The organism is Nonomuraea sp. NEAU-A123, from assembly GCF_018603905.1.
GTDB lineage: Bacteria > Actinomycetota > Actinomycetes > Streptosporangiales > Streptosporangiaceae > Nonomuraea.
The window spans coordinates 736,858-745,880 of record NZ_JAHFZZ010000004.1 but is presented as its reverse complement, the minus strand read 5'-3'; the positions used below and the strand labels follow the sequence as shown (position 1 = coordinate 745,880).

General features: G+C 68.1%; 8 protein-coding genes. 3 read left to right on the top strand and 5 right to left on the bottom strand.

Annotated elements, in window-relative coordinates:
* Nucleotides 1–241 precede the first annotated feature (241 nt).
* Together KLK06_RS15670 and KLK06_RS15665 are read left to right on the top strand one after the other, a co-directional pair.
* Complete coding sequence (locus KLK06_RS15670; protein WP_214636139.1) at nucleotides 242–739, top strand: hypothetical protein; 498 nt, start codon at nucleotides 242–244, stop codon at nucleotides 737–739.
* A gap of 206 nt (nucleotides 740–945) precedes the next feature.
* Entirely contained in the window at nucleotides 946–1,338 is a 393-nt protein-coding gene (locus tag KLK06_RS15665) for a hypothetical protein (protein WP_214636138.1), read from the top strand.
* Between the two features lies 1 nt (nucleotide 1,339).
* Here KLK06_RS15665 and KLK06_RS15660 read toward each other — a convergent pair whose 3' ends face one another.
* The 4 genes from KLK06_RS15660 to KLK06_RS15645 all read right to left on the bottom strand — a co-directional run bounded on the left by KLK06_RS15660 (nucleotide 1,340) and on the right by KLK06_RS15645 (nucleotide 6,507).
* Nucleotides 1,340–2,548, bottom strand: coding sequence for an SMI1/KNR4 family protein (locus KLK06_RS15660; protein WP_214636137.1), 1,209 nt, complete (start codon nucleotides 2,546–2,548; stop codon nucleotides 1,340–1,342).
* A gap of 102 nt (nucleotides 2,549–2,650) precedes the next feature.
* Complete coding sequence (locus tag KLK06_RS15655; RefSeq protein WP_214636136.1) at nucleotides 2,651–3,871, bottom strand: lipase family protein; 1,221 nt, start codon at nucleotides 3,869–3,871, stop codon at nucleotides 2,651–2,653.
* Between the two features lie 141 nt (nucleotides 3,872–4,012).
* Nucleotides 4,013–5,170 carry a YbfB/YjiJ family MFS transporter gene (locus KLK06_RS15650; protein ID WP_374197117.1) on the bottom strand — a complete coding sequence of 386 codons (1,158 nt, stop codon included), beginning with the start codon at nucleotides 5,168–5,170 and terminating at the stop codon, nucleotides 4,013–4,015.
* A 170-nt stretch (nucleotides 5,171–5,340) separates the two neighbouring features.
* Nucleotides 5,341–6,507 (bottom strand): LLM class flavin-dependent oxidoreductase, encoded by a 1,167-nt coding sequence (locus KLK06_RS15645; RefSeq protein ID WP_214636134.1) that lies wholly within the window; start codon nucleotides 6,505–6,507, stop codon nucleotides 5,341–5,343.
* A 105-nt stretch (nucleotides 6,508–6,612) separates the two neighbouring features.
* Here KLK06_RS15645 and KLK06_RS15640 point away from each other — a divergent pair, with 105 nt between their 5' ends.
* The gene (locus KLK06_RS15640; protein ID WP_214636133.1) at nucleotides 6,613–7,365 is read left to right on the top strand and encodes an SDR family oxidoreductase; all 753 of its coding nucleotides are present in this window, start codon (nucleotides 6,613–6,615) and stop codon (nucleotides 7,363–7,365) included.
* A 283-nt stretch (nucleotides 7,366–7,648) separates the two neighbouring features.
* Here KLK06_RS15640 and KLK06_RS15635 read toward each other — a convergent pair whose 3' ends face one another.
* Nucleotides 7,649–8,866: an ABC transporter ATP-binding protein gene (locus KLK06_RS15635; RefSeq protein ID WP_214636132.1), complete on the bottom strand. Its 1,218-nt coding sequence runs from the start codon at nucleotides 8,864–8,866 to the stop codon at nucleotides 7,649–7,651.
* Between the last annotated feature and the right edge of the window lie 157 nt (nucleotides 8,867–9,023).

Sequence of the window (9,023 nt, the reverse complement as noted above, 5' to 3'; positions counted from 1 at the left end):
TCGGCGCTGCAGAACGCCGCTTCCATCGCGGCGCTCTTCCTCACCACCGAGGCGGTCATCGCCGAGAAGCCCGAGAAGACCCCTGCCGCCCCGGCCATGCCGGGTGGCGGAGACATGGACTTCTAGGCCGGGTCGCCTCCGGGGGTCGGGTAGGACCGCCGCGGTCCTGCCCGGCTCTCGGGCAGGTGGGACAATAGAGCTGTTCATCCCCCTTGGCGAACTCTCCAGGAAGGGGGCGGCCATGGCGACCATCGCTCATCACCCGGCGACAGGCGCGGAGTCCGGCGCCCTGCGCCTCGGCGCAGGGCTCATGGCACTGGCCGGCCTGGCGTTCATCTGCTACGCGGCGATCTTCTTCGTCCGTAACTTCACCGGCGGGTTCCTGGAACTCGGCATCGGCCCGAACGAGGTTGACGTCGGCCGGGCCCAGGTCCAGGCGTTCAGTCCGGAGCTGTTCAGATATATCTCGCACCTGCACATCGCGCTGTCGGGGTTCATCGCGTCGACCGGGCTGGCCACCTCGGCACTCGCCTGGTTCGGGGTCAGGCACGGACTGTGGTGGGCGTACGTGACCGCGATCGTGGTGCCCGTGCTGAGCCTCGTCATCGCCCTGCCCGCGCACTACCCGTACCATCTCGCCACCATCGGCCACCTGGGGCTCATCTACGTGGCCACCGCCATCTTCGTCGCGGGCGCGCTGGTGGCGCTCAAACCGATGCTGCAGGCGCGACAAACCTGATCAGGGCGGCGATGCCCGGCGAGCAGTCGCCAGGCCATTCTTAAAAGCGCCTATAAACCATCTCAGAGTGTAGCCGCCGGATGCTCCAGACAATATGGGAGCAACCGCATGATGCGTCACATCGGAGTGCCGTCGCGATCTCAAAGATCCCCACCCTGTCGGCAAACTGCCGAAATTAACGTTTATCGCGCGCGAAGGGCGGGGTCATGGCGTCCACATACGGCACCGACCAGGTCGATGGCACGTCCGGTGCCTCGTCAATCGATTTCATCCCAGAAGACTCCGTCAAGAGCAGCGGCGAATTCGGCAAGATCGTACGCTCAGGCGTCCCGACGAGCACGTTCTGGCATTTCGTCGACTTCAGCGGGAGCGGGCCCTTCGCCCACAGAGAATCCCTCGGCACGGACCAAGTCAACGCATTCTCTCAGGTAGCCGTCTCGATGACCGAACTCGACAGCGACGGTAACCCCTTTCTGGGGAGTGCCATCATGACAGTGAACAATGTCGTCCCGCGCGCCAATGGCGACATCATCGTGCGCGGACACATCCACTGGGAAAGCACTCTGCGGGTACGACTTAATTACATCATCGTGAACTAGTCTAGTCGCGGACGTCCCAATCGAGCTCACCGGCTACTGTTCTGGGCTTCCAGTAGCCGATGGAGCCGCCGTTCTCCATGGCGTCGGCGGTGGCCTTCAGCAGGGCGTAGTACGAGCGAATATGGGCCCCTCCAGGCGTGAAGCTCATACTTCCCTCGTGATCGGTCTCGCCTACGTCATGTTTCACCGAGTCGATGACGAGGTGGTTGCCCATACCGTCGGCGCCGAAGGGAAGCATTCGCCCGTCCCACCAATCCGACCGAGGATCGGCCGGCTCCTCTTCATCCTCATCGTCGATCTCGCACAGGCCTCGCCACGTGTCACGGATCCCCTGGAGACTCAAGCTCCAGTTGCCCAGGAAGCCGAAGGCCCAGGTGTCATCCACTACGGCGGCTCCATCGTGTCGCAGTAGCGAGGCCCGCAGGTCGTCGGGGAATCGCAAGCCCGTCTGCGCCTCCGCCGCCGCGATGCTCTCCGCCTTTCCGGGCTTGCCGAGGGTGCGATAGCTCCTGGGGGCGTGGGCCTTGAGCCATGCTTCGATGCGTTGCCACTGCCGGTTCACCGCCCGGGTCGCCTTGGCGTCGAGCTTCCGTACGCGCGGGTTGCGGCTCTCGGGCCGGCAGTCCGCGTCAAGGCTCGGCTGACTGGCGGGGACCGGCTCTTGCGTCTCCACGTATTTGACGGGCTCAGAGTAGTCACCGTCGTCCGGAGCGGGCGCCTGCTCAATCTCGGGGGCCCAGCAGACACCAGCGATGCAAGGCTCGTCCTGGTGCCAGATCTCCTCTGTGGTCTCTACCCCGCCATCCTTGGAGAAGGTGACGGATTCAAGGGCTTGCGAGCCGACGGCCAGCAGGCAGAGCGCTAGTCCGGCGATTCCCCAGCGGGTGAGGCGGCGTCGGGTGGCGTCGTCCAGTGGCTCCCTCTTCCGGCCCCCTCCGAAGATCATTCCAACCGCGGGGCGGTCGAAGATGGAGGGCTCGGCGGCGTAGCGCTCGAGGTCCTCAGCGGTGGGCGTGCCGAGGATCGGGACCGGAGGCCACCGCGCTACGGATCCGCTCTCAACCTGGGCGGGTAACGGTGCCCCGTCCTGCTGGGCTGGAGGCCGACGCGTCGAGCGGCGGCGAGAACGCACGATCACAGCGACCGTCGCTGCCACAACGGTCGCCGCAAGCGCGAGCCATAGCCCGCGGGAGGTGATCAATCGCCGCACGTCCGGCAGGGTACCCCCAATCGGACTACACGGAGATCAAAAAGCTCTTTGAGGTCTTACCGCTCGACGCCCACCAGCATCAGCGCAGGCGCGGCTCCGGGCTCATCCGGCCTTGTCGTTCAGCCGGTCGGCGGCCCAGGCCAGCAGGTCGGGTAGCGCGGCGGCCGCGATCCCGAAGTGGTCCACGCCCGGGTAGAACCGGAACGTCACGTCCGTGCCGGCCTCCGCCAGCAGTCTGGCCGTGGTCTGGGACGCCGGCGGGAAGACCAGGGTGTCGGCGGTGCCATGGGCGATGTAGAGCGGCTTCTCGTGCCGCACGATCGGGATCTCGGCGTCCTTGACCAGCAACCGGGTGAATGTCTCCTGCTCGGCGGCGTCCATGTCGAAGAACTCACCGTTGAGGTGTCCGGCCATCCGCTGCACCAGCGCGCCCACGCACAGATTGTTCTGGACCTCGGGGAAGAACCGGATGCCGGCCGGAGTGAGGTAGTCCCCTGGGTCGATCGTCCCGGGGTGGGCCACCCGCAGCATCTCCAGGACCAGGAAGACGAAGGGGCTCGCGGGCTTGGCCGGATCGAAGTCGAACGGCTGGGCCACCGAGATGAGGGTGCGCCACTGCGAGGGCGGAGCGATCGCGATGGAGCCGCGGTAGTCCAGCTCCGGCGCGTACGACTCCTGCAGAGCCCCGGTGAACAGGGTCGCCTGCCCGCCCTGCGAGTAGCCGACCCCCAGCCAGGTACTCGACAGCGACCGCTTGGGGTCGGCCGCGGGGGCGGCGCGCACGGCGTCGATGACCCCGTAGGCCTCGGAAAGGCCGTTCAGGTACGGGTGCGGCCCCGGCGTGCCCAGGCCCTCGTAATCGGTGGCGGCGATCGCGTACCCGGCCCGCAGCCACGCCGACAGGAAGTCGATGTCGCCTTGGGGCCGCCCTACGACGCTCGGGGCGCAACCGTCGGCCACGCCCACCGTGGGATGGGCCCAGCCGATGACCGGCCAGCCGCCCTGGGGCGCGGTGCCCCGCGGGATGAACACGGCTCCGGCCACTACGACCAGGCCGGCCGAGGACTTGTCGGCAGGGGTCGAGGTGTACGTGATGCGGTAGGCGGCCCCGGTGCCGGGCAGCCACAGTCCCTCAGGCAGGGTTTGGGACGACACGAGCCTGCCCGGGCCATTGACGGCATTGGTGGCCGATGGCACGTCCAGTCGTGCACGGTCGGCGTGCGCGGGCGCCGTTGCCGAGCCCACCGCCAGGGCCATGGCGACCAGGCCATACAGGAGGCGGCGCACCCAGTGGCCGGCCAGCCTCGGTGTGATGTGGGTCATGAAGGGAAATCCGTTCTGACGTCGTCAAGGGGACACCCCTTGAGGCGTTCCATCCCGTTCCCTCCCCCGGGGCCTTGCCGAGCGGCCGCGCTGGCCCGCTGTGGCACAAGCTGAGCACGGGAAAGCCGGCTTTACCGCAGCTCAGTCGGGTGTCTGGGCTGATCTTGAAAGTAGCGCCGGTGAGGCCTGAGCCTGCGGGAACCGGATCCACACGCCGACGGCCGCGAGTACGGCGGCGAGGACCACGGCGCCGCCGAGGAGCAGGGCCTGGCGGTAGCCGTGCTGGAGCAGCGGGGCGGCCAGCATGGGACCGAGGATCTGGCCGGCGCTGTATCCGGCGGTGAGCAGGGCAACGGCGCGCGGGCCCCGGAGGTGGGTGCCGATGGCCAGCGCGAGCGTGCTCACTCCCATGAACGTGCCGCCGAACAGCACCGCCGAGATCAGCGCCGGAGCGACGCCGCCGAGAAGGGCGGGCAGCGTGACCCCGACGACCTGGATGGTCAGCGCCGCGAACAGCAGAGACGGCCGCGACCAGCGGTGCGCCAGCCAGGCCCACAGCGCGCTGGACGGCAGGGCGGCGAGGCCGACCAGGATCCAGGCGCCGCTGCCGAGCGGGCCGGGGACGCTCTGTTCGATCGCCGCGACCAGGAAGGTGCCGGCGATGATGTAACCGATGCCTTCGAGGCTGTAGCTGCCGAACAACGGCCAGAACCACCGGTGCGTCCTGGGAGGGTCGGGTGCCGCCGCCTGACCGGCGGCGGCCGGTTGGGGTGCGGGAGTCAGCCCCCACGCGGCGGCGGCCAGGACGGCGGCCAGGCCCGCGCAGCTCCACCACGCGGCTTGCCACGTGGTCGCGGACCGCAGCAGGAGCACCAGGAGGCCGGACAGGGCGATACCGGTGCCGACTCCGCCGAAGGCCCACCCTGTCAGGTGCTGCACCTGCCCACGCAGGCGGGTCAACGCCGCGCTGACGGCGATCACGAAGATCAGGGCGCTGGCCACGCCGGCGATCAGGCGCAGCCCGAACCAGACCGCGCCGTCATGGGTCACCGGCATCAACGCCAGTGTCGCGATCAGGATGACCAGCGAGCCACGCAGAACATTGACCGACCGCACCAGCGCGGGAACGAAGGTGCCCGCGAGCGCCCCCACGAGGTAGCCGATGTAGTTGGCCGTGGCCAGCGACGCGCCGAGCTCGGCGGACAGCCCGGCCTGGGCGTGCATCAGCGGCAGGATGGGGGTGTAGACGAACCGCCCGACGCCTATCCCGGCAGCCAATGCCGCCGCCGCCTGCCCCACGATCAGCCACGGCGACCGCCCATGGACAGAGGTGGAACGGGTGGTCGTGCTCACGTCCTTCTCCGATCGCCGGCTGCCGCCCCAGGCTAACCACCCCCGCACAGGGTGGATCACCCAGGGTCGGGCGGAACGGACGTACGAAGGACGGAGGCGCAAGGGCCTCGAGGTGATCAGTCCTTGATGTTGGCCTCGGACTGGTACTTGTTCATCATGTGGGTGACCGCCGCCAGTTGCGCCTCGGCGTGCCCCTCGCGGACCGCGCTCGCCCGGGCCCGCGCGTCCAGAGTCGGCTGCGCCTGGCCCTGGAACTCGGGCATCACGTGCTGGGCGATGAGCTCGTAGGACCGGTTGGTGGCCGCGGGATCGGCCCAGTCGTGCGCCATCAACAGCATCGCCCCGAAGCCACCGGACTGGTCGACCAACCGCTGCACCTGGGCCTTCGCGTCCTCGACGGTGCCGATCACGCCAATGCCGGACTCCCGGACGAAGTCGATCATCTCCTTGAGGTCGCCGCCCGAAACGGCCATCTGCGGGAAGGCCGCCACTTTCTGGAAGTACCGGAACCACGCCTCGATGCCGTACTCCACGTCCCTGACGGCCTGCTCGCGGGTCTCGGCCACGTGCATGATGCCGACCAGCCGCCAGGCGTCGCGGTCGACGGCGGTCCCGTACGTCGCGGCACGCTCCTCCATGACGTTCCAGTGGTGCGCCAACGCGTCGAACCCGTCGGCGGTGAGCGTGGCGCCGATCGACAGCAGGCCGAGGCCGTGGCGTCCGGCCAGGCGCGGACCGGTCGGCGAGGCCACCGCGGCGACGGCCACCTCGAACATCGGGTCGGAGTACGGCCGCAACTGCAGCCGCGCGTCGATCAGCGTGTGCGTACGGGTCTGCGCGGTGACGCTCTCGCCGCGCAGCAGCCGCAGCACGATGTCCAGGTTGTCGTCGAGCAGCTCGCGGGTGTCAGTGGGGTTCAGCCCGATCATCGCCGAGTCGGTGGGCAGCGAGCCGGGACCCACACCGAGCATGATCCGCCCGCGCGTCAGGTGGTCCAGCAGCACCATGCGGTCGGCGACCCAGAGCGGGTTGTGGTACGACAGCGAGGTCACGCCGGTCCCGAGCCGGATGTGCCGGGTCCGCTGCGCCGCGGCCGCGATGAAGATCTCCGGCGCCGCGATGATCTCGGAACCGGCGGAATGGTGCTCGCCGATCCATGCCTCGTCGAATCCCAGCCTGTCGAGATGCTCCATGAACGCCAGATCGCGCTCGATGGCCAAGGTGGGATTCTGCCCCGCGGTATGGAAAGGGGCCATGAAGACGCCGAATCGAAGCCTGCTCATCGCTGCTCCTCGTGATCTCGACTATGGCTTCAGTTCACTCGAGAATGTCCCCGGCGGCAATATGACCCGCCAGGCGGCGGGGAGGAGAGAGGCTAAGGTTCTGGCATGCCTACCGCATTGATCACGGGCGCGACCGCCGGCATCGGCGCCGCCTTCGCCCGCCGGCTGGCCGCCGACGGGTTCAGCCTGGTTCTGGTGGCTCGCGACGAGGCCCGGTTGAAGGACGTCGCGGGTCAGCTCAAGCTCAGGTACGGCGTGAGCGTCGAGCCGCTGGCCGCCGATCTGGCCACGGACGACGGCCTGGCCCGGGTCGAAGGGCGGCTGCGCGACGGGGTCGATCTCCTGGTCAACAACGCCGGGTTCGGCCACCCCGGGAAGTTCCTGGAGGTGTCGGTCGAGGACGAGACGCGCATGCTCAAGCTCCACTGCGAAGCCGTGCTCCGGCTGACGCTGGCCGTGCTGCCCGGCATGCGGGAGCGCGATCGGGGCGCGGTGATCAACGTGGCCTCCGTCGCGGCCTTCTTCACCCGCGGCACCTACAGCGCCTCCAAGGCGTGGGTGGTCAACTTCAGCGAATCGACCGCATCCGAAGTGGCCGGTCCGCGGATCAAGGTGATGGCCTTGTGCCCCGGCTTCGTGCGAACGGAATTCCACGAACGGGCGTCGATGGACGCGTCGCAGATCCCCGGCTTCCTCTGGCTCAAGGCCGACAATGTGGTCAACGCGGCCATGCGCGATCTGGCTCTGGGCAAGTGGGTGTCGGTCCCCGACGTGCGCTACAAGGTGATCGTGGCGATCGGCAGACTCATCCCCCGCAGGCTCGTCGGCAACGCGGGGGCGAAAATCGGCCGCCGCTAGAAGCGCGGGCCGTAACGGCGGGACGTTGCACCCGGTTCAGCGGCCGTTTCCCTGGACAGAGCCCAGCCACCTACGGCGTTTGGCGCCCACCGGGCTTGCCGTACAGGAAAGGAAAAAGCGTCTCGCCGAACGGCGAAACAGAGAACGCCGGGTCAGAAAGAACGGCGCCGAGCGAAAACCAGCAGCAGAGCAAGAAGAGGAAAAAGGGCCCCCACCGCGGGAGGGGGTCGCGGTGGGGGCCCGGTCGGTCGAGAGCAGGCTCAGGACCGAGATTCGGTGGAGATCACTTGCCGACGTTCGCCTCGTGGCCGATGGCCAGGCCCGAGGTGGGGTCGAAGAAGTGCAGGTTGTGCGTGTCCAGCACCAGGTCGAGGCTCGTGCCCGGACGCGCGTGGCTGCGGGCGTTCACGCGCGCGGTCCACAGCGACTTGTCGCCCAGCAGCGGCAGCGCCGCCTCCTCGTCGTCGCCCGTGTCGGCGGCGGCGACGGTGTCCTTGTGCTCGACCGGCGGGGCGTCGATCAGGAACAGGACGTTGATCTCGGAGCCCAGCTCCTCGGTGACCTCCGCCTTGACGGGCAGCGTGGCCCAGCCGTTGGCGTTCTGGCCGGCCGAAGCGGCGTCCTCGAAGTCGGACGGGCGGATGCCGAGGATGACCTGCTTGCCGATGTACTGGTCGAGGCCGGGCTTGTCGGTGAACGTGGAGTCCGGGATCTCCAGCCTGATGTCGGCGAAAGTGACGGCGGTGCCGCCGTCGCGGACCAGCTCGGCGGTGACGAAGTTCATGGCGGGCGAGCCCATGAAGCCGGCGACGAACAGGTTGACCGGCTTGTCGAACAGGTTCTGGGGCGTGTCGACCTGCTGCAGGATGCCGTCGCGCAGGACGCAGACGCGGTCGCCCAGCGTCATGGCCTCGACCTGGTCGTGCGTGACGTAGACGGTGGTGACGCCGAGGCGCTCGTGCATCTGGTTGAGCGAGGCGCGCATGGAGACGCGGAGCTTGGCGTCGAGGTTCGACAGCGGCTCGTCCATGAGGAAGGCCTGCGGCTCACGGACGATGGCGCGGCCCATCGCGACACGCTGGCGCTGACCGCCGGAGAGTGCGGCCGGCTTGCGCTTGAGGTACGTCTCCAGGCCGAGCATCTTGGCGGCGTCGTTGACGCGCTTCTGGATCTCCGGCTTGGGCATCTTGCGGAGCTTGAGGCCGAAGGCGAGGTTCTCCTCGACCGTCATGTGCGGGTACAGGGCGTAGTTCTGGAAGACCATGGCGATGTCGCGGTCCTTCGGCGGGAGGTGGTTGACCACCTTCTCGCCGATCGCGATCTCGCCACCGCTGATGTCCTCCAAACCGGCGATCATCCGGAGCGCGGTCGACTTACCGCAACCGGAGGGGCCGACCAGCACCATGAACTCGCCGTCCTTGATCTCAAGGTTGAGCCCGTTCACAGCCTTCACGCCACCGGCGTAGATCTTGTCGACATTGGTCAGAACGATGGATGCCATGACATTCCTTCGCGCTCCCGGGTGGTGACCCGGATGTTGTGCGGGGGGTACCCACTCGCGTGGATACGTTTTCAAGCATCTCACCCGAAACGGACAAGAGTGTCAAGAGAGCAGCCCATGTTCGTGGCCCGGCCTTCCAGCGCGACGGAAACCATGA

Bases quoted from the DNA above. Each gene is read 5' to 3' on its own strand.
- KLK06_RS15670 (WP_214636139.1), top strand. From the start codon at position 242: ATGGCGACCATCGCTCATCACCCGGCGACAGGCGCGGAGTCCGGCGCC.
- KLK06_RS15665 (WP_214636138.1), top strand. From the start codon at position 946: ATGGCGTCCACATACGGCACCGACCAGGTCGATGGCACGTCCGGTGCC.
- KLK06_RS15655 (WP_214636136.1), bottom strand. From the start codon at position 3,871: ATGACCCACATCACACCGAGGCTGGCCGGCCACTGGGTGCGCCGCCTC.
- KLK06_RS15645 (WP_214636134.1), bottom strand. From the start codon at position 6,507: ATGAGCAGGCTTCGATTCGGCGTCTTCATGGCCCCTTTCCATACCGCG.
- KLK06_RS15640 (WP_214636133.1), top strand. From the start codon at position 6,613: ATGCCTACCGCATTGATCACGGGCGCGACCGCCGGCATCGGCGCCGCC.
- KLK06_RS15635 (WP_214636132.1), bottom strand. From the start codon at position 8,866: ATGGCATCCATCGTTCTGACCAATGTCGACAAGATCTACGCCGGTGGC.